The organism is Collinsella sp. BM28, from assembly GCF_054551995.1.
Genome location: NZ_JBTOLJ010000001.1, coordinates 307,456 through 331,431, shown reverse-complemented (window position 1 = coordinate 331,431; position 23,976 = coordinate 307,456). Strand labels below are relative to the sequence as shown.

Annotated in this window: 19 protein-coding genes; 2 read left to right on the top strand and 17 right to left on the bottom strand. The window is 58.5% G+C overall.

Annotation, left to right across the window (positions count from 1 at the left end):
- Positions 1-25 precede the first annotated feature (25 nt).
- From ACX9NZ_RS01405 to purH, 14 genes are all read right to left on the bottom strand, one after another.
- Complete coding sequence (locus tag ACX9NZ_RS01405; RefSeq protein ID WP_407496811.1) at positions 26-859, bottom strand: PRD domain-containing protein; 834 nt, start codon at positions 857-859, stop codon at positions 26-28.
- A gap of 206 nt (positions 860-1,065) precedes the next feature.
- Complete coding sequence (locus tag ACX9NZ_RS01400) at positions 1,066-1,638, bottom strand: histidine phosphatase family protein (protein ID WP_407496809.1); 573 nt, start codon at positions 1,636-1,638, stop codon at positions 1,066-1,068.
- A 183-nt stretch (positions 1,639-1,821) separates the two neighbouring features.
- Positions 1,822-2,937, bottom strand: a complete 1,116-nt coding sequence (locus ACX9NZ_RS01395) for an AAA family ATPase (protein ID WP_118653485.1) — start codon at positions 2,935-2,937, stop codon at positions 1,822-1,824.
- 159 nt (positions 2,938-3,096) lie between these two features.
- On the bottom strand, positions 3,097-5,676 hold the full coding sequence (locus tag ACX9NZ_RS01390) for a helix-turn-helix transcriptional regulator (RefSeq protein WP_459389424.1): 2,580 nt from the start codon (positions 5,674-5,676) through the stop codon (positions 3,097-3,099).
- A 4-nt stretch (positions 5,677-5,680) separates the two neighbouring features.
- Positions 5,681-6,418, bottom strand: coding sequence for an ABC transporter ATP-binding protein (locus ACX9NZ_RS01385; RefSeq protein WP_304292596.1), 738 nt, complete (start codon positions 6,416-6,418; stop codon positions 5,681-5,683).
- A 75-nt stretch (positions 6,419-6,493) separates the two neighbouring features.
- Complete coding sequence (locus ACX9NZ_RS01380; RefSeq protein ID WP_118653483.1) at positions 6,494-7,486, bottom strand: hypothetical protein; 993 nt, start codon at positions 7,484-7,486, stop codon at positions 6,494-6,496.
- A gap of 9 nt (positions 7,487-7,495) precedes the next feature.
- Entirely contained in the window at positions 7,496-8,362 is an 867-nt protein-coding gene (locus tag ACX9NZ_RS01375; RefSeq protein ID WP_147352837.1) for a hypothetical protein, read from the bottom strand.
- Between the two features lie 227 nt (positions 8,363-8,589).
- Positions 8,590-9,432: a Cof-type HAD-IIB family hydrolase gene (locus tag ACX9NZ_RS01370; protein WP_407496804.1), complete on the bottom strand. Its 843-nt coding sequence runs from the start codon at positions 9,430-9,432 to the stop codon at positions 8,590-8,592.
- Entirely contained in the window at positions 9,432-10,868 is a 1,437-nt protein-coding gene (locus ACX9NZ_RS01365) for a glycoside hydrolase family 1 protein (protein WP_294159691.1), read from the bottom strand. Before ACX9NZ_RS01365 ends, ACX9NZ_RS01370 begins: the two co-directional genes overlap by 1 nt.
- Before the next feature lie 126 nt (positions 10,869-10,994).
- The gene (locus tag ACX9NZ_RS01360) at positions 10,995-12,422 is read right to left on the bottom strand and encodes a 6-phospho-beta-glucosidase (protein WP_407496801.1); all 1,428 of its coding nucleotides are present in this window, start codon (positions 12,420-12,422) and stop codon (positions 10,995-10,997) included.
- Between the two features lie 230 nt (positions 12,423-12,652).
- Positions 12,653-13,717, bottom strand: coding sequence for a sensor histidine kinase (locus ACX9NZ_RS01355; RefSeq protein ID WP_407496799.1), 1,065 nt, complete (start codon positions 13,715-13,717; stop codon positions 12,653-12,655).
- A gap of 9 nt (positions 13,718-13,726) precedes the next feature.
- Complete coding sequence (locus tag ACX9NZ_RS01350) at positions 13,727-14,401, bottom strand: response regulator transcription factor (RefSeq protein ID WP_294123779.1); 675 nt, start codon at positions 14,399-14,401, stop codon at positions 13,727-13,729.
- Between the two features lie 331 nt (positions 14,402-14,732).
- Entirely contained in the window at positions 14,733-15,449 is a 717-nt protein-coding gene (locus tag ACX9NZ_RS01345) for a hypothetical protein (RefSeq protein ID WP_407496796.1), read from the bottom strand.
- Positions 15,450-15,728: 279 nt separating this feature from the next.
- On the bottom strand, positions 15,729-17,366 hold the full coding sequence (gene purH / locus ACX9NZ_RS01340; RefSeq protein ID WP_294159685.1) for a bifunctional phosphoribosylaminoimidazolecarboxamide formyltransferase/IMP cyclohydrolase: 1,638 nt from the start codon (positions 17,364-17,366) through the stop codon (positions 15,729-15,731).
- A 235-nt stretch (positions 17,367-17,601) separates the two neighbouring features.
- Between purH and ACX9NZ_RS01335 the strand changes: the two genes are divergently transcribed.
- Entirely contained in the window at positions 17,602-18,237 is a 636-nt protein-coding gene (locus ACX9NZ_RS01335; RefSeq protein WP_407496794.1) for a GNAT family N-acetyltransferase, read from the top strand.
- Positions 18,238-18,557: 320 nt separating this feature from the next.
- Here ACX9NZ_RS01335 and ACX9NZ_RS01330 read toward each other — a convergent pair whose 3' ends face one another.
- Positions 18,558-20,561 carry a DUF2207 family protein gene (locus ACX9NZ_RS01330; RefSeq protein WP_407496792.1) on the bottom strand — a complete coding sequence of 668 codons (2,004 nt, stop codon included), beginning with the start codon at positions 20,559-20,561 and terminating at the stop codon, positions 18,558-18,560.
- Positions 20,562-20,855: 294 nt separating this feature from the next.
- Between ACX9NZ_RS01330 and ACX9NZ_RS01325 the strand changes: the two genes are divergently transcribed.
- On the top strand, positions 20,856-21,374 hold the full coding sequence (locus ACX9NZ_RS01325; protein ID WP_407496790.1) for a ferritin: 519 nt from the start codon (positions 20,856-20,858) through the stop codon (positions 21,372-21,374).
- 498 nt (positions 21,375-21,872) lie between these two features.
- On the opposite strand, the gene ACX9NZ_RS01320 is transcribed toward ACX9NZ_RS01325, so the two are convergent.
- Together ACX9NZ_RS01320 and ACX9NZ_RS01315 are read right to left on the bottom strand one after the other, a co-directional pair.
- Positions 21,873-22,733, bottom strand: a complete 861-nt coding sequence (locus tag ACX9NZ_RS01320; RefSeq protein WP_407496788.1) for a hypothetical protein — start codon at positions 22,731-22,733, stop codon at positions 21,873-21,875.
- A gap of 485 nt (positions 22,734-23,218) precedes the next feature.
- A complete protein-coding gene (locus tag ACX9NZ_RS01315; RefSeq protein WP_407497005.1) occupies positions 23,219-23,869 on the bottom strand; it encodes a hypothetical protein in 651 nt (216 codons plus the stop codon).
- Positions 23,870-23,976 lie beyond the last annotated feature (107 nt).

Genomic DNA, 23,976 nt, shown 5'->3' with positions numbered 1-23,976 from the left:
CGATATGACGACTGGATGTGCGTGATCAACCCTGTCGCAGGCGGTTGACGTGCATCATGAGGTAGAGCATCTCCTCATCGGAGCAGCTCCAGTTATATTCACGTTTGAGGTATTCGTTAAAACCCGCCGCGCAACGATAGGCGTCGGGGAAATCGCGAGCCGCCTGGCGGAACAGACCCGAGTTCTCGGTCTCCTTGCAGCTACCCCGCATAAGACGGCGGACGAGAAAGCGCAGGTGCGCCACAAAGCGCACGTACGCATAAGAGGTGCGGTCGAGCGTTTGGCCAAGCTGGCCCTCAATGATCTGCGTGGCGCGCTCGAGGATGACGGTGCTCTTCATAACGAGGTCCATGTCCTGGGCGCTGCCCATGCCGTCAACCTCGGCGTTGACAAGGTGCAAGGCGATGGAGGTCACTTCGCTCTCCGGAAGCTCCACGCCCAAGCGCTCGCGCACGACTTCAATGCCGCGACGGCCAAGCTCGGTCTCGCGCGGATACACGAAGGCGACCTCGTGGGACAGGGGATTTTCGATGGCCACACCCTCACCCGCGCGCTCGACCGCATATTGGAGATGGTCCGCGAGACTTATGACGAGATTGCCGGCGAGTTTGCAGTCGAGAGCCTTGTCCGCCAATGCGACGATGTCGGACGCAACGAGGAGGACCTCATCGGAGATGCCCTCGAACCCGTCGATTGACTTCTCGTCCACATCGCGGAAGACGCGCTGGATAACGGACTCGTCCTCAAGTTCGTAGGGCATCTCGTGGAAACCCACGCCCTTGCCGAAAACAACGACCTCTTCGCCCGCGTCGGTCGACGCGAGGGCGACGTTGTTGTTGATCTTCTTGAGGATAAGCATGAAAAAACTCCCCGAACCATCTCTGCGCACGAACGGAGACCACAAGGCCCCCGGACTTGAGTGCGTAAGTGATGCCTCCCGGAGAGTAACAACCTTGCTGCTGTTCTCTTATTGTATAAGTCACTGCTGCATAATTCTAACAGCGAGTCGCAAACGGTAGCTATTCGGCGGCAAACGGCAGACGTCAATCTCCGCCTTGCGAGCCACTAGTCGTTAGGATTAATTGCATCGAGCAGCTCGAATCCAGCGTCGCCGTCGAACTCGTAGATGAATATCCCGCAGTTGCCGATCCGCCTACCGAGCCTTTCCGTCAACTCGACGCCGAACGCACGAGGAAATTGCGCGCACGCGGCGCCGTGGCTCACCATGAGGACGCTCTCGTGGTCGGGGCGACGCATAAGCTCGGTGATGGTGGTGAACAGGCGGTTACGGAACTCCATCTCGTCCTCCCCGCCAAACTGCACGTAAAAGTCGCCGAACGGCGGCGTAAGGTTCAGGTCCTCGGTAATGCCCTCAAACTTGCCGAAGTTCCACTCCTTAAGACCCTTCACACGCTCGTAAGGCATGCCCGGCACCACGAGCTCGAGGGTGTCGCACGCACGCTCCGAAGTGCTCGAATACGTATGGTCGAACGTAATCCCGCGCTCGCGCAGCTCCTCGCCCGCGCGCTTTGCCTGCTCAATCCCAAGCTCGGTGAGCGGCGAATCACACCAACCCTGCTTGCGTTTGAGCACGTTGAACAGCGTCTGTCCGTGCCTCATCATGTACAGCTTTGACATCGTCATCTCCTCCTCGCGGCTGAACGTTACCTCGTCATCCTAGGCCTTGGAGCGTACTCAAAGGCAAGTGCGGCCTTGCTATTGAGGAAGCCACGCATCGCGTGCCTCGATTGCGTAGAGCGGGATGTCGTGAATCGCCCGTCGGCCTGCAGTCGGTTGCTGCGTCCATATGGACTCACGGCATCACGACAAATACTCAGGCAGATATTCCCGCACTCCGGGAAGCGCGATACGGAGCTTGGAACGGCCTTGGAGCTCTATAATCCCCTGTTCCAAAAGACGCTTTCGATAGGTCGCGATATAGCTCGGAGATTTTCCCAAACGCTTCGCGATGTCCTCCGACGTGCTCAACTCGTCATCTTCGAGCATGGCCTCAAGAAACGCGATATCCATATCGGAGAGCTCATCGAGAGTTGGACGCAGAATGCGGTTTTCCAAATCCGCCTTTGCCATCGCAATGCCCTCTTCCACCGAATCGAGCGTCATCGCATTTGAGGCATCGCGATTTTCCCAGGAGCGGAAGCCGACGAGCTGCATCATAAAGGGGAATCCATTCGTCGCATCAACAGCGGCGAGCAGCGCGCATTCGTCCACAACTCCCCCGGCCGCCTCGACCGTTGATTTGAACGCCGTGGAGATCTCCGGGTCGGCGATTCTGCCCAACCGGTATTGGCTGGCTCGCCTGAGGAACGAAACTGACTTGTCTCTCAGCAAGGCAGAAACTTTGTAGGGCAAACCCGCCATAAGCAGACCGACGTTTCGCCCCTCACGAATGAACAGCTGATAAACCGCCGCAAGCTCAATCATTTCATCCAATTCTGGATCGACTTCGTCGACGGTGATATAGAGGCCGACATCATGAGCAGCAAGTTCTTCCAAAATGTCCGTCATGAGACTCCGCCAATTTTGAGTAGGCGGTTCCTGACGCTCCCATTCAATGCCCCCAAGCTGCCCAATAGAAATTGCACTCAGCTTTTTATCGTGTGCAGGCTCGACAAACTCAACCGTGCGGCGCTTCGTCTGTTCCAAGATGTCCTGCAGCATTCCGGGAAGGCAGGAAACGTTGACGGCAATCCATCCATGACCCTCTGCATACGATCCGAGGTGCGACAGAAGAGCGGTCTTGCCTGTTCCGCGGGGACCAACAAGGATTGACGCAAGCGCAGGGTCGCCCAACCCGCGATCGAGCGCCCGTTCAATTTCACCGGTCAGAAAAGAGCGGCCCGCTATGTACAAAGGTGCTTGACCGAAATTCGGTGTAAAGGGGTTGTTCACGATGCCTCCGATCACAATGCTCATTCGCCTACACTATACCCATTCCTTGATTTGTTTTGCGCGCTTGATTTCCTTGATTTGTTTTGCAGCTTTGATTTGCTTTGCGCCAAGACCGCAAGGACGACCCATCGCATGTTTCCATATAAGTTTTGCGAATGCGCCGAGGCCCACTATAGAAAACCACTATCGAATGTGCTCGCGCACAAGCGCAGCAACCGCGACCTCGAGCTCCGCCCTCGTATGCACCGCTAATTTCGCGTACACACTCCTCAAATGCGATCGCACCGTACTACACTCGACGCATAGCACTCCTGCCGCCTCTCGGGCAGCGAGGCCGCTACACACCAGCAGCGCTACCCGCGCCTCAGACGGCGTGAGCCCTGCCCCTATCAGGACATCAATAACTGCCTCAGAACTTGTAGAGCTCAATGCTGTCCGTTTATGCAGCGTACGCCCTGTGTCCACAAGGCCCACGAACCCCATAGCTCCCCCGGCGACAATGCATACCGTAGATATTTCCTGCGATGCAAAGGCTTTCGCCGCGTCCGCAACAACGATACCTCCACACCATATCGCCAGCCCAACGAGAAGCACCACCGGATAGGCAAATCTAAACGATTTGCAGCTATGTTGTTCCTGGAAGGACAGGAGTGCGTCAACGGACATGCCAGCGAGCACCATGCACGGAAAACCGATCATCATGTGCCCCATCGGAGAGGCATCGTTATGACAGCCCAAATACTGCAGTCCGATAATCACCATGGCCGAAGCAAACCAGATGATCGCAATAAAACTCGCCAGGAGCACTTCTCGATTCCTCACATAGCGATTCCAGATGAAGAAGAGCGCACTCGTGTACAGGAGGGTCGAACACGCAAAGAAGATCGGTGGCAAGCTTGCTATGGCATCGACGTTTAAAACAGCGACTTCGTTAATCTGGTAGAAACCCCACCCCACCATTGAAAAGCCCGCAATGATGCAAAACGCCTGCTCTCTGCGCGGAAAGAAACCGACGGTCTGAGTCATTGTCTTCGAGTCACCCGTACGCACATCCTCAGGCATCGAGGTCTCGTCGCCTCGCTTCTCAGTGCGCACAACCCACGCTAACAACGTGCACAGAATTGCCGCGGACGTTGCGATCGCAACCGTATACCACACAGCCGTTGCAGATGAAACGGAAAGAACCATGGCAGCCACCGCGGCGCATTCCACAATCCCGCAATGAGCACGTCGCGCAAGATTAACCACGCTTTCAAAACCCACCACGAGCGCGGACAACGCCAACGAGCTGAAAAGAACTGGGAGAATCCCAGTGGTAGCTATACGGCCAGACAGCGCACATGACACAGGAACAATCAGTGCGGAACACACCGCGGCATACCGAAGCATACCGCGTCGCATCTTTCTCGAATCTACTTGATTGCTGAAAATGAGATAGCAAGATGCCAGCATAAGCAGAAGCGACGGCAATGTCGACCACACCTCGTCGCACAACCACGCACGTGACCCGCTCCACGGTAGTAAGAGTGACCCAGCCAGCGCGAACCATGCCACCAAACCCAAAGCAGCGACGCTCCGACGCACTGGGCAAGGACCCCTCCCCATCACCTCGGCCGTCTGTACCGACTTGGGCGTGGTGAACTTGGCGCGCGCCTCATCAAGCGACTCGACGCCTGCCTTTGCATACGCTCGCAAACGGTACGTTCCCGCCGTTGATCGTGATACGCCGAGTTCCTTGGCTATGGAGGCCAAAGATCTACCTCGGAGGCTTTCCATCAACACGAACAGCTCGCGTTCAGACAGGTTGAAAGGACCCAATTGTTCCGCAAGCGATTCAGGGGAAACCAAAACACACTTCTCCTCGCGCGATTCTTCCACATATCGACCCCGCGTGACGAAAGCACGCAAGAACAAAGCGAGGACGGAACATCCATCCAATGCTGCAAGCAAAACAACTTCTGGCATGCCGTGCGCAGAGGTTCCGTCAACCAGAAGACCGGCCATTTGCTCCCCCACAGAAGCAACGAGCGTAAGCACAGGCACCAATTCAACGCAGGCAAGCACTCGAAGCGCGCGCGGCTCATCTCCCCACACAGAGAAGACCGCCCCGATCATGTTCAGCCCAAACAGAAGCGAAAACAAAAGGGGCAACATGCCGGGCGAGCAGTCAAACGCGCAAAAAGCAAGGACCGCAAGGCCTCCAATCGCAGCAGCAGCCAATGCAAGCCGAGGCCCACCAACCGAGAGATAATAGAGCGCAACCATGCCGGCGAACACAGCCAACGCCACCACGAGCACCCATCGAGGCTCCACAGGGATAACCCCTATCGCCCACACATGAGAGCCGTTCGGCATCACGCGAATCCAACCCGTCATTACTTCGTACACAGCCACCAACAGTGCGGCGCCCAACATCGCGGGGAACAGTAACCGCATCTTCTGAGGAAAAGCGGCGTTGAAGTACCGGGATTTTTTGACACACTCCTCTTCGCCATTTCGCGATAACAGGCGGACGAACGCCGTTCGCATGCGTGTCGAACACATCAGGGAAAATGAAACACAGAGGGGCAAGGTTCCGGCAATCGCCCGTGCGATCATGGTCAAATCGCTCCACTTGCCACCAAAAACAACCAAGAGCAACCGCTGTGGAACTGGAACAACTGCATTCCACAATAAGCCGCACGCGGCAACACCGCAGATGAGAAGCACGGATGCGGCAGCCACCGTGCTCAAGGCACCAAGAAACTTGCCCCCATCCCTCATTTCTCTATTGCTCTCTTCCCAAGACACTGTTCACATACACCCGTTCAAGCCAGCCCGATTCGCCGCCCTGCGGCGCCACTGGAAAAACGGCACCTTTATTAAACATATACACCTTCGTGCAGACTCGCTCGAGCTCGCTGAGCAGATGACTGGACACCACGACAACCGCACCGCGATTTGCGAGCTTTTGGATACAGTTGCGCAGAGTTATCACACCGAGCGGATCCAAACCGTTCATTGGCTCGTCAAACAGGTAAAGAGGAGGAGCGGCGAGCAATGACTGAGCCAAAGCGAGGCGCTTTCTCATTCCCTGCGAATAGGACTTGACTGGGACATTGAGCTTGGGATCCAGACCAACCGTCCTCATGCATGCATCGCAGTACTTTTGAATATCTCCGCTTGCGACGCCCCTGAGCTTCGCAAGGAGAACAAGGTTCTCCCTCCCCGTCTTCTCTTCAATGAACGGAGGGGTTTCCAGCATGATGCCAAAAGGAACATGACGATGTTCTCCCAGCGCATGACCGAGCACCTGCCCGCTTCCCTGGCGGGGAACAACAAGACCTGCCAGCACGCGCAGCATCGTGCTTTTTCCCGCGCCGTTGGGTCCCATAAACCCGATAACGTCTCCCCTTTTCGCCTCAAGAGAAGCATTGGAGAAAACAATTCGATCCCTGTACGAAACGCTCACGTTTCTCAGGGAAATCGCCGGTCCACCACCGATGACAGACGTGGAGGCCCCCATCTCTCTACCACCTCATCCCTCTATCGCCCCAATACGTTCAAAACCATCTATCTACAATTCCGCGTATGCGAGGCGTCACGCTCGCCCGTGAAGCCTTCTTTCGTGGACAAGAAGCAGCACCATCGAAATGGCCGATAGAACCGCAAGCATCGACAGCAAACTCGCCCAGTTGTTAATCGGATACGTGCCCGCTGCAACATCCGAAGCGACCGCGATATACCCCTGATATGCGCCACCGGCAAACTCCTGAAAAAATGAAGCCCCCAATCGGTAGTTCACCAGACACAGGCGATCGACAATCCAGCCTATCGTTTTGATCCAAGAGGTAATCCCCAGCAACATCCCCAAACTTGTGACCAGTGACTCGAACTGCGAGGCAATCACATAAAACAGAGCAACAACCAACGGAGCCGCGCTTGGAGATTTCAAAAAAGAGCATACCGCCATGGCAGTCCACGACAATACAGTTTCAAGCGCCCCAAAACCCAAGACAAGCGCAACAATGAGTGCGGCGTAATTCCAGCCCATGGGAATTGGCCCGTATTGAGCCCAAATACTGTCCTGCGGCCCACTCGATGCCAGCCATGCAGAAGGTTCAATCGCAATGGGGAGATCGAGCAAGAGGCATGACACCAGGATGCATGCGGCAATGAAGAGTAGTACGACGCCCTGACACACAACTGCCGCGGTAACAAGTTTTGCCGCTACATACGTCGAAGCGCCCCGCGTCTCGCACGCAATCAGAGTGCGCATCCCACCCGAATAATCTCGCGCTACAAGATCGGAGCACAGAATGCCGCACACAATCGGAAGGATAATCCCCGTTATCAACTGGTTGTTGAGGGCCAGATATGCCATATCAAAAGCAGTCGGCGAAACGCTCATGCCATCGTCGGCGAGTTGAGGCGCCGCGATCGCCATCTGCTGCAGCAAGTTGCCCCGCGCAAGCACAACCATCGCAACGAGGGAAACCATCGCCAATACCATACGGAACGGTGTCACGAACCTCCGCAGCTCGAAACTGACAAGCCGTCGGAACGCTGAAGACGCACTATGGACACTGCGCATGACCCCTCCTCATCTCATCAAATCGTTTTTTTGGGTCACACCTGCGGCTTTCACTCGGAGAGAACGCGGTGCCTTGACCGCAACCAACACCGATGCCGCAAGCACGACAAGGCAGAAGGAAATCTCGGAGCAAAGAAACACATGCAGCGCGGCGCTTGTCTCCGTATACGCCATCAGGCTATATACGGGTTTCGCCAGCCTCTCCGGCGGCATACCTAGAGTTCCCAATACTCCAGCGATAACCGTCATTGCGGGGGTATAAGACAGCGTGAGCCATATCATGGGAATAGCGAGCACCCCGGCGTGCTTCCAGCGGGCAATCAAGGCAAAGCCCATGGATGCGGCGCCGATCGCTACCACCCGAAGCATGCCGACCAAGATCGCACCGGCATAATTGATCGCCATGGAATCTGTTAGAACTCGGACCCCTGCACTCGCAAGACTCGTCATGTACGCGGCATCAAGCGTACCGCGACAGAGCAACGCGCATACCAACAGGATACATACGCTCATCGCAACAGCGGTGCATAACGAGAGGGCAGTTGCCACTAATATGAATTTCAGCGCCAGAACCTTGGCGTCTTCACCGTTCGATTGAATCATCACAACGTAGCCGTTTGCCAAGTGCTCTTCGGCATAGGCGCACACGACGAACGGCACGATGAGCCACGGGGCGGCGGAGCGCCCAAAGGCCTCCGCCGCCAGAACGAGAGGTGGCAAATCGATGCCCATGATCTCAACTTGACCTGCATTTCCGTACGCAGTCAGCATCAGCTGAACGAGCTCATAGAACAACAGCGCGAAACAGGCGAGAAACGCCCAAACCAGCTTCCGCCCTGTGCATAGGCGCAACAGCGTAAAAAAAGATCGAGACATCCTAGCATCCATCCGCTTGCCACGTGCGGCTTCCCCTTATGGAGCCATCACACCGTCGAAGACACTTCAAGTCTTAACCCGTCATACCTGTTCTGTCTGTCGTACACCCCTGATGAAATGCATGTTTCCTGTCGTACAGCCTTACGTAAAAACGGAACGGCCCCGTACTTCGGAGCCGTTCCGCAATGCAATGTATATAGATTCGCGTGGTCTACTTTGGAGCTTTCTTAGATTAGTCCCAAGTGCACAAAGGCGTTCCACATGCCGTCGTCGTCCACATCCGTGGTGACCCAATCGGCAGCGGCCTTGGCCTCGTCACCGCCACTGCCCATGCACACGCTCGCGCCGCAGCACGCGAACATGGGGATGTCGACCTTGGCGTCGCCCACGGCGATGGTGTCTGCCATGTTCGCGCCCAAGTGTTCCACGAGCACACGGATGGCGTGCGCCTTGTCGAGCCCCTTCACGCCCAGGTCGCCAAACAGGGCATGTTCGCCCTTGCCGCCCCAGGTGCGCGCCACCAGATCGGGGAACTCCTCGACGGAGTCCAAATGATCCTGGTAGGTCGACAGGATGAAGCTCACCTTGTTGAGGTCGTCGCGATAGAGCTCGCCATCGTAGATGAGCGTGTCCATGAACGCATGGGCCGAGGTCTCGGCGTCCTCGTCACTGGCACCCTTGCCCTTGGCGTAGAGTCTCATGATCGGGCCGGCCTCCTCGCGAAAACGTTCGCTGGCGAACAGGCCGTTGTTGGACTCGAGGTAGAACTCCAGCCCGCGCCCGTGCAGCCAGTCCACAATGTGGCAGCACTGCTCCGCCGTAATGAGCTGATGCATCACCACCTCACCCTCGGACTCCACATAGCAGCCGTTGCCGCCGATCATGCCGTCGAAGCCGATCTCCCAAATCTCCGGTGGATTCTCGGCCTTGCTGCGGCCGGTGCACATGTACACGCGGTGCCCGTTGGCGCGGGCCGCCTTGATGGCGTCCTTCGCAGACTGCGGCACGTTGTTCTCGTAGTCGGTGATTGTACCGTCCACATCGAGGAAGACGATCTTGGATTGCGCCATTACTCGAGCCCCTCGGCGCCGTTGGACTTGATGATTTTCTGGTACGCGAAGAAGCTGTCCTTGCGGCGACGCTCGTAGGTGCCGGTGCCGTCGTCGTACTTGTCCACGTGGATGAAACCGTAGCGCTTGCGCATCTCGCCGGTACCGGCGGAGACGAGGTCGATGGGGCCCCACCAGGTGTAGGCGATGAGGTCCACGCCGTCGGCGACGGCCTCGCCCATGGCCTTCACGTGGCTCTTGAGGTAGTCAATGCGGTACTGATCGTGGATCGATCCGTCCTCTTCGACCGTATCGTAGGCGCCCATGCCGTTCTCGACCACCATCAGCGGAATCTCGTAGCGGGCGTAAATCATGTTGAGAGCGATGCGCAGACCCTCGGGGTCGATCTGCCAGCCCCAGTCGGTGCTCTTAAGGTAGGGGTTCTTGCCGCCGAAGGTCATGTTGCCTTCGGTCATCTCGTGGTCGGCGTGCGTGCTCACGGTGCCGGACATGTAGTAGGAGAAGGTGTAGAAGTCCACCTTGCCGGCAGCAATGTCCTCGAGGTCACCGGGCTCCATCGCGAGCTCGATATCGTTCTCGGCCCAGAAGCGCTTGGCGTAGAACGGGTAGGCACCGCGCACCTGGATGTCGGAGCAGTACCAGTTCATGCGGTTCATCTCGAGCTCGTTGGCGAGCACGTCCGCGGGGTCGCACGTACCGGGGTAGCTCAGGATGAAGCAGTCCATGTTGCCCATCTTGAACTGCGGGTACTTCTCGTGGGCGAGCTTGACCACGCGGCCATGCGCCACGAACTGATGGTGCAGGGCCTGGTAGCGCTGCTGCGGCGTGGTCTTGATGGCGGACGCCGGACCCTCGAAGCCCTGGATGAGGCCGGTCTCCATCATGGCACCCATGTCCATGGTGCCGCAGTTGATCTCGTTGAAAGTGAGCCAGAACTTCACCTTGTCCTGGTAGCGCTCGAACACAGTGGCGCAGTAGTTCTCAAAGAAGCCGATGAGCTCACGGGAGGCCCAACCGTTGTATTTCTCGACCAGGTGGTAGGGCATCTCGTAGTGCGAGAGCGTTACCAGCGGCTCGATGCCGTGCTTGGCGCAGGCGTCGAAGACGCGGTCGTAGAACGCGAGACCCGCCTCGTTGGGCTCGGCATCGTCGCCATTGGGGAAGATGCGGCTCCAGGAGATGGACATGCGGAACATGTTGAAGCCCATTTCGGCAAACAGCGCGATGTCCTCCTCGTAATGGTGGTAGAAGTCGATGCCGTCGTGATTGGGGTAGAGCACGTCGGGCTTGATGTCGACCGTGATCTCACGCGGCTTCTCGTAGCTACCGCCGGTGAAGTGGTCGTCGACGGAGGGGCCTCGCCCATCGACGTTCCACGCGCCCTCGAACTGATTGGCCGCAGTGGCGCCACCCCAATAGAAATTCTTAGGGAACATTACATCCTCCTTTGTCCCGGCTTTCTCAGGTGCCCCAGATCGGCGTGAACGCAAAGGCGCGGTGTACTGGCGTACATAAGCCTTTGGGTTCGCGCCGAGGTGGGGTGCCTGGGAAAGCCGGGCGAGTTAGGAAAGGTCCTCGCCGTTGGTGGCGATAACCTTCTTGTACCAGTCAAAGCTCTTCTTCTTGGAGCGCGCGAGGGTGCCGTTGCCGGCATCGTCGCGGTCCACGTAGATGAAGCCGTAGCGCTTGGACATCTCGCCCGTGCCGGCGGAAACCAGGTCGATGGGGCCCCACGTGGTGTAGCCGAGCAGGTCGACGCCGTCCTCGGTCACCGCATCGCGCATGGCCTCGATGTGCTGGCGCAGGTAGTCGATGCGGTAATCGTCGTTGATGGAGCCGTCCTCCTCGACGACGTCCTTCGCGCCCAGGCCGTTCTCCACCACGAACAGCGGCTTCTGATAGCGGTCGTAGAGGTCGTTGAGGGTGATGCGGAACCCGAGCGGGTCGATGGCCCAGCCCCACTGGCTCTCCTTGAGGTAGGGGTTCTTGGCGCCGGCGAAGGCGTTGCCCTCGGTCTTGGCGGCGTCGGAGCCCTCGCCGGCGGCGCAGCGCGTGGAGTAGTAGCTGAAGGAGATGAAGTCGACCGTGTTCTCAGCCAGGATCTGCTTATCCTCGTCGGTCATGCCCACATCGATGCCCTCGTGCTCGAGCTTCTTGAGCGCGTAGGACGGATAGTACCCGCGGCTCTGGACGTCCACGAAGAAGTAGTTGTCCTGGTTGGCGAGCTGGGCGGCGCGCACGTCCTCGGGGCGGCAGCTGTAGGGGTAGTAGCTGCCCGCGGCGAGCATGCAGCCGATCTTCACGTCGGGGTCGATCTCATGCGCGATCTTGGTTGCCCAGGCGCTGGCGACGAGCTCGTTATGGGCGGCCAGGTACTCGACGGCCTTCTTGTCCTCGCCCTCCTCGAACACCAGGCCGGCGCCCATGAACGGCAGGTGCAGGATCATGTTGATCTCGTTGAAGGTGAGCCAGTACTTCACCAGGCCCTTGTAGCGGGTGAACAGCACGCGGGCGAGGTTCTTGTAGAAGTCGATGAGCTTGCGGTTGCGCCAGCCACCGTACTCCTTGATGAGATGGATGGGACAGTCGAAGTGCGTGATGGTGACGAGCGGCTCTATGCCGTGCTTTTGGCACTCGCGGAACACGTCCTCGTAGAAGGCGAGGCCGGCCTCATTGGGCTCCGTCTCGTCTCCGTTGGGGAAGATACGGGTCCAAGCGAGGCTCATGCGGAAGGTCTTGAAGCCCATCTCCGCGAACAGCGCGATGTCCTCCTTGTAGTGGTGGTAGAAGTCGATGCCGGTCTGCGCCGGATAGAAGTACCCGTCCTCGAAATCGAGCATCTTGCGGACGCCCATACCCACCGCGAAGCGATCCTTGCCGTGCGGCATCACATCGACGTTGGCCAAGCCACGGCCGTCAACGTTGTACGCGCCCTCGCACTGATTGGCAGCGGTGGCTCCACCCCACAGGAAGTCGTCACGAAAACCCATCTTGCACCCCTTCTCGCGCGCCGGGCCCGCTGCCCCATGCAGCAAGCGCTCGACGAACCATGGCCCCAGTATGCCGAGCGCAAGGACGCGCCACAATGCCCCGGGCAGATGCTGATACTTCTTTTCTATGCCGTTTTACGAACTACACAACGTGATTGATACATCCTGATACCTTTTGCGAAATCCCCAGATCGTCATCGGGACCACATGGATTCAGGCTCCGCGCACGCCTATTCGAAGTAATGCATCTTGTTGGTGGGAAACCCGATGGTCACGGCGAAAAACTCCCCCGGGCGCGCGTCCGCCCGCACGGAAAGCCCCATTTTGCCGCATAGGCGCTTGACCAAGTACAGGCCAATGCCCGTGGCGCGTTTGCCCGTGCGTCCATTGTCACCCGTGAACCCACGATCAAAGACGCGCGGCAGCTCCGCTTGCTCAACCCCGCAGCCGTTGTCACGGACCTCGAGCTCTACGCGCTCCGTCGCGCGCCCTTCATCCACCAGTCTGCTCGTAAACACGATTTCGGCACCCTCTCCTTGGGCGTACTTCGCGCTGTTCTGGATAAGTTGGCCCAGGATGAACGTCATCCACTTCTCGTCGGTAAACACCGTGTGGTCAAGCCCTCTACGAAACGGCGACACGTGGGCGCCGATGAGCACGCGCGCGTTCGCGCGAACTGCGTCGCCCACGAGCTTCTGGAGGTCATAGGCGCGAATGAGGTAATCGCGATCAAGAGACTCGGAGCGCGCAAAGAACAGAGCCTGTTCGATGTAGCCCTCAACGCGATCGAGCTCCTCGCCGAGCGCCTCGGTCTTAACAAGGAGCTTCTCTCCCGTCTCGTCGGCGGGCGCCGCCTCCATAAGGTTTTCCAACATCAAGTGGGAGGCGGCCAAGGGCGACTTGGCCTCATGTACCCACGTTTCGACGTACTCGCGATAATCCTGAGTCTGACGACGATACTCCGCCACGTCATCATTGGCCGCTTTGGAAACGCGGCAAAGTGCCTCGTACGCCAGGCGCCCTTCCAAAAACTCGGGTCTATCCATCATCTCGGTGATCCACAGGGGATGCTCGACATCATCGATGCATGCAACCAAGTCGGCGTAAAATGAGCGCTTTCGGCGGTAATCGACAACGAGCGCCACCAGTGCCGACCCCACGATCAGCAAGGCCATCAGCGCACTCACTGCAAACCCCGCGCCGCCCACTGCGGAAATGAACGCGCAAAGCGCCGCCGCGATGCAGGCAAGCGCCATGTGAGGCCATGACGAAGCAAGGAACTCGGATAACTTCATCGTGCACCCCTACACCGAGTAGCCGCGACCGCGATGCGTGGTGAGATACCCCGTGATCCCGATTTTTTCCAGCGTAGTGCGCAAACGGTTGATGTTCACGGTGAGCGTGTTGTCGTCCACAAAGGCGTCGGAGTCCCATAGGTCGCGCATGATCGCCTCTCGGCTCACAATCGTTCCCGCATGGGCGATAAGCAGCGAGAGGATGCGCATCTCGTTTTTGGTGAGCTCGATGGAGCGGCCGGTCTGCGTTGCGGTTGCCGTGGAGCGCGACAAGTCGAGAGCCACGCCATTGTGCTCGAGCGCGCGGCTGGAATCCGATGCGCCCTTGACGCGACGCAGCAGCGCCTGCACGCGCGCGACGAGCACACGCGCGCTGTAGGGCTTGGGTATGAAGTCGTCCGCGCCCATGGTCATGCTCATGACCTCGTCGACCTCGGTCACGCGCGACGTGAGCACGATGACGGGAATGTCGGACTGCTGGCGCAGTTCGCGGCAGATGAGCTGGCCGTCCGTACCCGGCAACGTGAGGTCGAGCAGCACAAGGTCGGGGCGGGCGGTCAGGATATCCTCGACCACGTGGTCGAAGGTAAGGCAGTACGACGCCTCGTAGCCCTGGCGCTCGAGCACTTCGATGACCTCGTTGCGAATGGGGGCGTCATCCTCGACCACGAATATGCGCGCCATGCCACCACTTCCCTTCCACCGCCTCGTGCGCGAGGGCGTGTTCGCCGCGCGCATGCAGCCGATTGACGTTTTGTCGTGCTTTCATTATGCCCCGCCTAGCCTCGCAGCGAGAGCGGCAAGCGAAGAGCTTTCATCAATGTAAGGAGCCGGCACAGGGGCGCGGGTGGGCGATCGCCTCCGCATGAGGGGCGACTTCTTCCGCGAGAGTTAACTTTCGCGGAACGATACACACGACTCGCGGCAAAACGGGCTGCGAGAGTTAACTTTCGCGGCAGGAATGCGGCTGAGGGAGACCGGCGGCGCGGGTAAGGGCACGGTTGCGCGTAGCACATCAGGCAAAGAGCTTGCGGACGTCAGCCGAGAGCTGCGCCGCGTCACCGCTGGTCGCTCCGCGCTCGACCACCACGCCGTGCTCGTCGGAGATGAGGAACACGGCATCGCCCTCACCCGCAGCGCCCGCAACCTGCTCAGCCGTCACGCCGTCCACGAGTGAACGTTCAACCGCATGACCGCGAACAGCAGCAAGCTGCTCTACCAGCGTAGCGGCACCGCAAAGAGCCTCGCCGGGCGCAGCGGCGAGCAACACACGACCATCGGCGGTAAGCACGCCAAGAAGTTCGGGCGCCACCCCGGTGCCCGCCGCCTCCGCACGCGCGATGGAGGCACGGGACACAAGCGCGGCACGCGACGTATCCGCCAGCGGCTCATACGGCCCAACGCTCATAAGGGCATCGCCGTTCACATCGATCACCAGCATGAGCACGCCGTTCGGATCCTCATACTCCCCTGCCGCAAGCGACCATTCAACGTGCTGTTTGGCCCATGAAAGCATGTTCGTGGTGAGGGGCGCACCGTTGACCACGCGCTGCGACAACGCTCGAATGTGGCGGTTGATGAGCGGAACCTGTCGGCGGTTCATGCGCCAACGGCACACCAAGGCGGGGTCGGCCAGCTCGAACTTCTCAAGACCGCGCTCCTGCTCGGCGCAAAACATCTCGTACGCGGCGCATTCCTCAGCCGAATTGAAGAACGGTTCGATGTCGCTCACGGCGAATCCTCCTAAGCAAAAACGTACCGGGAAAACAATTCCCCGGCACGTTCAAATCACATACAACACCCTCGGGCAAAGGAAAGTCGAGGCACACCACCCAGCTCAATCCAGGTCGGCGAGGTCTTTCCAGGTTCCCTAAAAACCCTCCAAACCGGCGAGGGCTTTCCAGGTGCCGCAGATTGGGGTGAAAGAGGAGGGCGCACGCCTAACGTACGGCGCCCGACGATTGAACCCCAAAGTGCGGTGTCTGGGAAGCCCGCAGCAACCCGTTGCTACTTAGTGACGGAAGTGACGGGTACCGGTGAAGACCATCGCGATGCCATGCTCGTTGCAGGCGTCGATGGACTCCTCGTCGCGCACGGAGCCACCGGGCTGGATGATGGCGGTCACGCCGTGCGCCGCGAGCGTGTCGACGTTGTCGCGGAACGGGAAGAAGGCGTCGGACGCGCAGGCGTAGCCACCGGCCTCCTGTCCCAGGCGCTCGCAGACCTCGTCGGCGCGCTGGCAGGCCAGCAGCGCAGAGTCCACGCGATTGGGCTGACCGGGGCCCATGCCGATACCCATCTCGTCCTTCGCGATGAGGATGGCGTTGGACTTGACGGTCTTGCAGACCTTCCAGGCGAACATGAGGTCGCGCATCTCGGCATCCGTGGGCTTGCGCTCCGTGGGGAACGTGAAGGTGGCCGGGTCCTCGTCGACCGTGTCGACGCGCTGGACGAGCATGCCGCCGTCGACGGTGCGCATCTCGAGCTTGGCATGGCCGGAGGCCGCACCCGTGGCGAGGACGCGCAGGTTGGGGCGCTTGGCAAGACGCTCGAGGGCCTCAGGCGTAAAGCTCGGGGCAATGAGAACCTCGACGAACAGCTTGTCGCGGTCGGCAAAGTGCTCGACGAGCGACAGCGGCACCTCGCGGTTGACGGCAACGATGCCGCCGAAGGCGCTCTTGGGGTCGCACGCGAAGGCGCGGTCGTAGGCCTCGGTCACGTCGCCCGCCACGGCGGAGCCGCAGGGGTTCTGATGCTTGAGGATGATCACGCCGGGCTCGTCGAACTCGCGGACGGCGTTCCAAGCCGCCTCGGCGTCGAGGAAGTTGTTGTAGGAGAGCGGCTTGCCCTGGAGCTGCTCGGCGCCCACGAGGGGGGCGTCGGAGGAGAAGAGCGGGGCGTTGGCGGCGTCGAAGCGGTAGACCGCGGCGGCCTGCTGCGGGTTCTCGCCGTAGCGCAGGTCCTGGGCCTTCTCGAGTCTCATGCCCATGGACGCGGGGGCAGCGAACTCACCCTCGGCGGTGAGCGGCGCGGTGGTGGCACCCTCGACCTGGGCGGCGAGCCAAGTGGAGATGGCGGTGTCGTACGCGGCGGTGGTGGTGTAGACCTTGACCTGCAGGCGGCGGCGCGTCTCGGGCGTGGTGGCGCCGTCATTGGCGCGCATCTCGGCAAGGACGGCGTCGTAATCGGCGGGGTCGGACACCACGGTCACGGCGGCGGCGTTCTTCGCGGCGGAGCGCAGCATGGAGGGGCCACCGATGTCGATGTGCTCGATGGCGTCGGCGAAGGTGACGTCGGGGTTGGCGACGGTCTTCTCGAACTCGTAGAGGTTCACGCAGACGAGGTCGATCATGCCAATGCCGTGCTCGGCAGCCTCGGCCATATGCTGCTCGGAGTCGCGACGAGCGAGCAGGCCGCCGTGAACCTTGGGATGCAGCGTCTTGACGCGGCCCTCCATCATCTCGGGGAACCCGGTGTACTCCTCAATCGGGACGACGGGGACGCCGGCCTCGACGAGAACCTTGGCGGTGCCGCCGGTGGAGATGATCTCGACACCGAACTCCTCTGCCAGCGCCTTCGCGAACTCAACCACGCCGGTCTTGTCCGTAACCGAAATCAACGCGCGCGAAACCTTTCCAAGGTCTGCCATGTGCCCTCCTTCGCAGGGATGACGCGCCGCAAGCAGCGTGCGCATCTCTATCTAACATGCACCTACTGTACCGCAGGCGGCAAACACTCACATCGCTCAACGCGCGCGATTTGGAGAACTTGCCGAGAAACCATGGCGTTTGCGCGAAAAATATGAGGTGAACGACGGGTTCCACGAACGCACCACAACACGTGCACGCTGCGGTGGTAGAAACGAGAGGACGACAGGAGGATCCATGGTCTCGCGCGTAACGTATAGGCCTTTTGACGAAGGCGACTTCGAGGATATTGCCGCCATCATTCAGGAGGCGTGGCACACCGAAGTCCCCTCGTCCGAATACGGATTTCTCGAGGCCTGCAACGACCTCTCATACTCGCTCTCCATTTCCCCCTTCTCGCAGGTGGCCCTTATCGACGATAAGCCGTGCGGCATTGTGCTCGCTTGCCCGAGCGCCACGCGCGTCCGCGCCCACAAGCGCTGGTTCGTCATGTCCAAAGACTACTTCCGCCGCATGCGCGAACTTGAACCCGAGGCTGCCGCCAATTACTGGAAGGGTGTCCAACTCACCGAGTCTAAAAATGACAAGCTGCTGAGCGACAGCGGTTTTGCCGGGTCAACGGAGATCACCCTGCTCGCGGTTGGCGAATCGGCACGCGGTATGGGCATTGGCAGCGTGCTTATCGATGCGGCGACCACGTATTTGGCCGAAGAGGGCGCACAGCGGGCGTTCCTCTACACCGACACCGACTGCACCTGGCAGTTCTATGAACACCACGGTTTCAAACGCGCCGGCACGTATCGCAGCACGCGCGAAGAGCGTCGCCTGCTCCCCAAAGAGATGTACGTGTACGGACTGGACCTCTCCGCTTAGAATCGACGCCGCTGTCCTGTAGCCCTCGCATGCATCACGGGATCCCTCGGACTTCGCGCCGCGCAAAGCCGATTCATCGCACAAAACATCCCCTGCATGCCGCGAATCGGGCGTTTTTGTAACGAGTTCTCGGACGAGGCGAGTAGCAGGGAAATCCGGTCGGCATTTCCGCAGGTCACAACTGTTCGATGATGGCGTCTACTCGAGCCGTTCTGATTTTCGTTACAAAATCGCCCGATTTGCGGCATGCACTTGAGCTTGTGGGGCGCGAGAGGCGCCCAACAAGCGAAAGATGCGGCTTGTCGCCACCAGAATGCGCGTTAGAAGCTGCCGCCGCCTCCGCCGCCAACGCCCCCGCCGCCTCCACCGGAGAAGCCGCCACCAAAACCACCGCCCGAGCTGCTGGAGCTCGAGGAAAGTTCCGCGACCGTGGCCTGGTACGCATCGTGCATCTCGCTCATGGGCGAATGCAGGCCACCGTGACCGTAGTACCACCAGTAGCTGGGATAGTAATACATGCCGTTCTCGTCCTCGCGCAGCTCGTTCGGCACGGCGTCGGCAAGCTGACGCAGAACCTCGTCGCTTACGCCGAACGCCACGGCGAGTACGAGCATCTTGTTCCACAGGATGAGGTCATCGGGCACCGCCTCGTCCAGATTGGTGAAGTCCTCGAGCCAGCGCTCGAGCGCCTGGCAGCGGTTGAGCAGCTCGACAGCTTCGGATGAGTACATCTTCGCAGTCGCGCCGATGATCGCCGCCGTGACGGACATGCCGATACCCAACAGCACGAACGGCAGATTCGCTGCGTCCGTGTAGAGAATGAAGAGGACGGCAACGATTATCAGGATGATTCCGATGCCCCCCATACCGAATTTGAACCCGGCGGGAACGAGGTTGACGAGGTTCCGGCGCTCGAGCTCCCCGCTCACCTGGTCCTTAAACTCCTGCATGAGATCACCCGCGTCCTCGCCGTCTTTGAGCGCATCGAAACTGACCTCGTCGCCGTTTTTCGCGCTCGGCCCGAAATACAGGTTGATCGCGGTCAGATCGATGGGGTCGTCCACGCGCTCACGTGCGACGAGTTTGAGCGAGTACTCCTCGACGGTCTTCTCGCCCAGGCCGAGGAAACGGCTCTCGGTGCGGGACTCGTGGTCGATCGCGATCACGCGGTCGTCGGTGAGCTTCATGAGGGTCGCCACGAAGGCGCAATCCTGAACCGAGCCGCCGTACACGAGCGCGGAGAGCACGGCGGGGTGGTCGTTGGACGGGAGGTCTCGGAAATAGGTCTCCTCGAAGACGGGCTTAGGGCTGGTGTACTTGGTTTTGCGCAGGTACACCACTATCGCCAAGAGTGCCGCCGGGCCGATTGTCAAGATGCCCGTACCGACCGTGGCGGTCGTGCGGGCGCGTTCGCGCTGGGCGTTCGCCTCGTCCGCCCACGCGGCCTCCTCGGAAAGTATGGTGTCCAGGCGCGCATCACCCATCGCCGCCAAGCCGGGCACCCAATCCGTCGGGAACGCAACGCGAACCTCGGCAAATTGGCCCGCATGGACACGCGGGGCAGTTAGGGTCACCACGGGGTTGGCGACATCCCCATCATCGAGCACCACGCTTCCATCAAGCGGACCGTGGCCCCATGAGCGGAAATTGGCATCATCGGTGCCAGTGGTCGCCGGCGTGCCCTCAGAAGCCCCCGCGAACATCACGTTCAACTCGACGTCCTCGGCATCCTCCTCCCACTCGGGACCGATGAATTGCCAATAGAGCTCGGCGGTGTCGGGCCACGCCATCACGGCACCCGTGATCGTGTACGAAACCCACAAGGTCACCTCATCACCATCTTCGCGGGGGACGAAGACCTTGAGTTCAAGGGCGTCGCCCTCGTCCGAAACCGTGTAAACGTGCTGGTCACCCGGCTCCGCGGAGGCGACTTCCTGCATGGGCTGGGAGGCACGACGAGCGTCCGCCTCTGCCCCCTCACCGACCGAACCGTCGTACTCATACACGCTGGAGACCGTTACGGATGAGGTCTGGCCCTGCTCGTTTTGCGCAAAGGGGATGCTCCAGTACACGCCGTTAACCGTGTCCTCAAAGGCAAAGGTGCGCTCCTCGGTGACATTGAGGTCGCCGTTCTCCATAACCTGCGCCTGAATGTTCACGCGTGGAAGCGAGTACGTGTCCGCATGGGCAGTCGCCGGGGCAACAAGCGCGAAGACGAGCGCGAGGACGAGGCCGCAGAACGTGGCGAAAAGGCGCAGCGAGCATGAGGCGCGGCGCTGACAGATGACGCGGACAGGAGATGAGGAATGCGGGCGTGCGAGCATGGGACGCACCTTTCTCTATGTATACGTGCGCCCATTGTACCCGTGCGGGATTCGGTTCTGCCTCGCGGTGCCCCGCGACCCCGCAAACGGCATGCGCCGGAACGGGAGCTCGACCAAAGCTGGCACGGAAAGCAGTTCAAAACTCGTTTAATCTATCGTGGCCTTGCATTTCCACGTGGGCGCAGCCAGCCCGTAACAGGCCGGCAATTACCTGGCAGCCATAGTCAATTTGCCGTGCCATGCGGCGGTATACTCAGGTTGCGCGCACGCGCCAGATCGACCGAAGGAGTGCATATGGCTATGAACGAGAACGTCGCGAAGGTGCTTGAGGAGCAGATTAACAAGGAGTTCTACTCCGCATACCTGTACCTCACGTTTGCCGACTATTACGAGGACCGTGGCCTCAAGGGCTTCGCAAACTGGTACGAAATCCAGGTCAAGGAGGAAGTCGACCACGCCATGGCAATGCGCCGCTACCTGCTTGACAACGACTACAAGCCCACAATGTTCGCCATTGAGCAGCCCAGCATGCACTTCGAGAACGACCTGGACCCGCTCGAAGCCGGCTTGGCACACGAGGAGTACGTGACGAGCCTCATCCACCACTGCTACGAAGTGGCACACGAGGCGCACGACATTCGCGCGCTGCGCATGCTCGACTTTTTTGTTAAAGAGCAAGGCGAGGAAGAGGCCAACGCTCGCGACATGGTCACCAAGATGAAGCTGTTCGGCAGCGATCCCAAGGGCCTGTACGACTTGGACCGCGAGTACCAGGCCCGCGTGTACACACAGATGACCGCGTTGCCGCTGTAACAGGCACACAGCAGGCGATATAAGCCGAACACTGATGCCTGTCCCTCACGGGCTCAACTTGGGACACGCGGCAATGGTCGCATTGCCAACCATTGCAGCGCTCCACACGCAACGGAGGGCAGCCGGTCATGTCCAACAGATAACGCCCAATGCTCTGTAGACCGTGAAGGAATGACCCCCCTCTGCTCGCTGGATTAACAACTCAGCGAGCAGAGGGGGGGGTCATGCGTCTTGATGACGCAGCCCTCTTGTTCGCAGAGACTAGTTCTCTACGGGGTATGGGACGCGTACTGGACCTCAGGGCAACCCGAAACGTTTACAACGATTCCCCCACCCCCGATATTGCGGACGTCCGCGCAATGCGCTCCGATTGGACGGTCGTCATAAAAGACCTAAAGTGCGCTATCGACAGGTTCGGCAAAGTCGAAAACGATCAGAAGAAAGGCCGTTTTGCTGGCGTTTTATCTCCAAGCGACCATGAATCCATGGCAAATGAATTTAATCTGAGCGGCGAACATAATATGCGAGCAGAAACAGAAGAAATAAGTCCTCCAGAGTCAAGTCCTCCGATGTCATTACCTCACCGATCCCTGGTGTCTCTCTATTTTCGGACGGATCTTTGGAATAGATGATGAGCCAATATGCCAAAGTTGTTGCAAATTGACAGGCATTTACTTGACTATAACTCGCAAAAGAATATAGCTTCATCAGCTCATCTATTGCATGTCGCTCGGGCATGCTTCGCTCTTCGAGCACAGCATTTAAGGTGTCAACGATACATGCATTGTATAATTTAGTACTTGGTCGATGCGCCACTTCTGAATCACTAACGGAAATCACCGTATCGCACTCCACATGACCGTAATGCGAAATAGATCTAGTAACGTATTTCGCATTGTCATAGAAAGGAGTGGAATCCTTAGGAAACGTATCGTTATAGAATTGAATAAGGTAGTCGATTGCCTCCTGCGCCAAATCATCAACTTCATCGATTCTGAGATTTGCACCGGATCGTTCAAGAACTTGATTCTGAACCTCACGCGGCAATCCGCAAAACGCTCGATAGACTTCATGCGAGTAAAGAAACGTGTCGTTATGCATTGCAGCAATTGCACACAAGGGCAAGCGCGATCGATTGTTTCCATATCTAACAATAAAACTGACTGTCTTGGCATCAACCTCTTCTTGGTGGTGCCTCTCCTCTCTATCCTCTACAGATTGTTCCATTTGTTTCATTTTTTCCGTTTGGCGGTATTGAACCACAGCAATGACTAAGCTCAGCAGCAGAGAGGCCGCCGCGCTTACCAGGCTAATTCGGTCAGACACATCTAGAGACTCAATCCAAGTGATGGCATTCAACTCCCAATCACGTGATCCACTTGCGCATGTTAAACACGGGAGACAATGCGTCGAATGGGAGAAAAGGCACATTATGATTAGATGCTTCAAAGTAGCTATCCACCTTTTTGCCGCCAAGAGTCCATTAGACAACAGCCCTCATCATAACGAACCTATCCCATTGGGATATGTTTATCTCAACGGTCGTATGGAAAGAGCAGTATCAGCGAAGAAGAACATGCATAGAAATGATCGACCTTCTTGGTCATTTCATTTCCTCACATCTGCCCCGCCTCCTTGATGGCCCGAGGAAAGACCTCCCTTTCTTGGGCGGCAAATTACAGAGCACGAACTCATGTTCTATACTATAGAACATGAGTTCGTTTTTTCCAAGTAATTTGAAGGGGTGAAGCCCTGGGCATTTGATCGGGCGCAAGCCGCGCGTAAGTACGATGTTTTTCTAGGCTCGATGCGAGATGAGAAAATCCAAGCGCAACGGCACTTTCTTATGAAGAGCAGCGCTTGAATATATTTCCCGAGGGCTCTTTATCTTTGGCGTTCATTGTCGTGTACCAAATGTAGTCCGAGTCATAGAGTCTAACTATATGAGTGGAAAGCAACCGAATAATGAGTTCGCGCCACTCAAGTATCTCCTTTTCCAATTTCTCATAACCCGAAGCGAGGCTTGCTTCGTCAACAAACGGAGATGATTGGTGTAGGTATTTTCCACACGTGCCATACGCTTCGATAAACTTCTCTTCTGTGAGATATCCCTCTTTTACATCAACAAACTCATCTGGTCGATTGTCATCGTGGGCCACGATTTCGATTGGTTGTGGATAAAAATCAGGGTGGATTCGCCCAATGTCTCTAAGTATGAGGCGAGCATTCCACATTTTTTCAATTTTATCTAACCGCTCGCGATACAAATCAGCATCAGAAACAAATGCAGAGAGGGCTATGAGCTCAAGAATCTTCCTGATTTGGAGTACACAAAACTCCATGTTCGTTATTCTGTAGGTCGTAGAACATCTCCCGAAGAAAATATCATCGATTGCCGCCACACGCCTCTTCACTTCCGACATGTTCCTCAGATACAGCTCCCACAGACGTTGCTGACGTTCGAGCTCTTTGTCCTCCAGACCTCTTTGAGCCATGCTGCTGCCCTTCCGCCCTTGATTGAATCGAGAAATTACTCGCGAACGTTCTCCTGCGCACCTACTTTCGAGTTTGTCAACACAACACCGATGGGCACGGCGCCACC

Excerpts from the sequence above, each read along its gene's own strand:
- ACX9NZ_RS01405 (WP_407496811.1), bottom strand. The coding sequence starts at position 859 with ATGCTTATCCTCAAGAAGATCAACAACAACGTCGCCCTCGCGTCGACC.
- ACX9NZ_RS01400 (WP_407496809.1), bottom strand. The coding sequence starts at position 1,638 with ATGTCAAAGCTGTACATGATGAGGCACGGACAGACGCTGTTCAACGTG.
- ACX9NZ_RS01370 (WP_407496804.1), bottom strand. The coding sequence starts at position 9,432 with ATGGCGCAATCCAAGATCGTCTTCCTCGATGTGGACGGTACAATCACC.
- ACX9NZ_RS01395 (WP_118653485.1), bottom strand. The coding sequence starts at position 2,937 with ATGAGCATTGTGATCGGAGGCATCGTGAACAACCCCTTTACACCGAAT.
- ACX9NZ_RS01350 (WP_294123779.1), bottom strand. The coding sequence starts at position 14,401 with ATGGCGCGCATATTCGTGGTCGAGGATGACGCCCCCATTCGCAACGAG.
- ACX9NZ_RS01390 (WP_459389424.1), bottom strand. The coding sequence starts at position 5,676 with ATGAGGGATGGGGGCAAGTTTCTTGGTGCCTTGAGCACGGTGGCTGCC.
- ACX9NZ_RS01380 (WP_118653483.1), bottom strand. The coding sequence starts at position 7,486 with ATGCGCAGTGTCCATAGTGCGTCTTCAGCGTTCCGACGGCTTGTCAGT.
- purH (WP_294159685.1), bottom strand. The coding sequence starts at position 17,366 with ATGGCAGACCTTGGAAAGGTTTCGCGCGCGTTGATTTCGGTTACGGAC.
- ACX9NZ_RS01330 (WP_407496792.1), bottom strand. The coding sequence starts at position 20,561 with ATGCTCGCACGCCCGCATTCCTCATCTCCTGTCCGCGTCATCTGTCAG.
- ACX9NZ_RS01335 (WP_407496794.1), top strand. The coding sequence starts at position 17,602 with ATGGTCTCGCGCGTAACGTATAGGCCTTTTGACGAAGGCGACTTCGAG.
- ACX9NZ_RS01355 (WP_407496799.1), bottom strand. The coding sequence starts at position 13,717 with ATGAAGTTATCCGAGTTCCTTGCTTCGTCATGGCCTCACATGGCGCTT.
- ACX9NZ_RS01365 (WP_294159691.1), bottom strand. The coding sequence starts at position 10,868 with ATGTTCCCTAAGAATTTCTATTGGGGTGGCGCCACTGCGGCCAATCAG.
- ACX9NZ_RS01375 (WP_147352837.1), bottom strand. The coding sequence starts at position 8,362 with ATGTCTCGATCTTTTTTTACGCTGTTGCGCCTATGCACAGGGCGGAAG.
- ACX9NZ_RS01315 (WP_407497005.1), bottom strand. The coding sequence starts at position 23,869 with ATGGCTCAAAGAGGTCTGGAGGACAAAGAGCTCGAACGTCAGCAACGT.
- ACX9NZ_RS01385 (WP_304292596.1), bottom strand. The coding sequence starts at position 6,418 with ATGGGGGCCTCCACGTCTGTCATCGGTGGTGGACCGGCGATTTCCCTG.
- ACX9NZ_RS01325 (WP_407496790.1), top strand. The coding sequence starts at position 20,856 with ATGGCTATGAACGAGAACGTCGCGAAGGTGCTTGAGGAGCAGATTAAC.
- ACX9NZ_RS01360 (WP_407496801.1), bottom strand. The coding sequence starts at position 12,422 with ATGGGTTTTCGTGACGACTTCCTGTGGGGTGGAGCCACCGCTGCCAAT.